General features: G+C 64.2%; 1 protein-coding gene. It reads right to left on the bottom strand.

Translation table 11 applies throughout. The features are described 5' to 3' along the window. Nucleotides 1–7: 7 nt before the first annotated feature. Nucleotides 8–1210, bottom strand: coding sequence for an IS30 family transposase (locus MHN84_RS29625; RefSeq protein WP_374238444.1), 1203 nt, complete (start codon nt 1208–1210; stop codon nt 8–10). Between the last annotated feature and the right edge of the window lie 112 nt (nt 1211–1322).

Genomic DNA, 1322 nt, shown 5'->3' with positions numbered 1-1322 from the left:
CTTGAGTTCAAGGGGTCGATGCAACAGTTGGCGGTTTGGACAGTAGTTGGTTAAGGGCTTCGGCTGGGGTTTTCCAGTCGAGGGTTTTGCGGGGTCGGCCGTTGAGTTCGGCGGCGACGTTGTCGAGGTAGCCGGGCCCCCACAGCGATAAGTCGGTGCTTTTGGGGAAGTACTGGCGCAGAAGCCCGTTGGTGTTCTCGTTCGTGCCGCGTTGCCAAGGCGAGTGGGGATCGCAGAAGTAGATGTCGAGATCGGCGGCCGCGGCGATCGCTGCGTGATTGGCCATTTCGCTGCCCTGGTCCCAGGTCAGCGAGCGACGCAAGTGCTCGGGCAGCTCGCTCATCTTGGCCACGATCGCGTTCTGCACGCTCAGCGCCGTGTGATCCTCGGGAAGGTGCAACAGCATGACGAACCGGGTGCTGCGCTCGACGAGAGTGCCGATCGCCGAGGCTGAGGCGGTCGACCCCAAAATCAGATCGCCTTCCCAGTGCCCGGGAACCGCTCGGTCGGCGACCTCGGCGGGACGCTGGCTGATGTTGATCATGCCGGGGATACGACCACGACGGGCTCCTGCAGGGCGCTGAGGGTGTCGGATCGCGCGCTTGGTGCGTAGGCAGCGGTGCAGCTCTTGCCGTAGCGACCCACGCCCTTGCACGTAGATGGCCTGGTAGACCGCCTCGTGTGACACCCACATCTCCGGATCGTCGGGAAAATCGCTGCGCAGCCGCCTCGCGATCTGTTGAGGACTGTGGTGCAGCTCCAGTCGAGTCTGCACCTCCTGGCGCAGGGTGTCATCGCAGGCCAGTCGGCGCTGCTTGGGCCGACGGGCGCGTTCGGCCGAGCGGTCGTGAGCAGCTGTGGCCAGATAACGCACCGACGAGGCATTGCCGCTCTGGCGGGCACCGAAGGCGTGTTTGCGTCGATACCCCGATTTACGGCCCTGGTGGCGGTTCCGCAGCTCGCTGTTGTTGTCGATTTCGCGTTTGATCGTCGATGCTGGCCGACCTAATCGTCGGCCGATGGATCGCAACGACTCACCGGTGCACACACCCACCTGAATTTCGATGCGATCGTCCAACGTCAGCCGCCGACGAGGGCCACTCGGTTTCGCTTGGGATGTGGCTGGTTTCACGCCGCCAGCCTCACGGAACCACCGCTTCCCACAGCCGTCGGACACGCCGACAGCCACACCGGCCTCAGCCGGACTCAGACCCGCCCGGACATGCTCCCAGAACGTCGGCATCCGCGACCACAACGGGACTCGACCCATCGCAACACTCCTCAATCACACGGGGTGTTGCATCGATCGCTTGAATCCGCCC

The sequence above is a fragment of the Mycobacterium sp. PSTR-4-N genome, from assembly GCF_022348085.1.
GTDB lineage: Bacteria > Actinomycetota > Actinomycetes > Mycobacteriales > Mycobacteriaceae > Mycobacterium.
The sequence above is the reverse complement of the archived record's forward strand: the minus strand, read 5'-3'. Positions and strand labels throughout refer to the sequence as shown.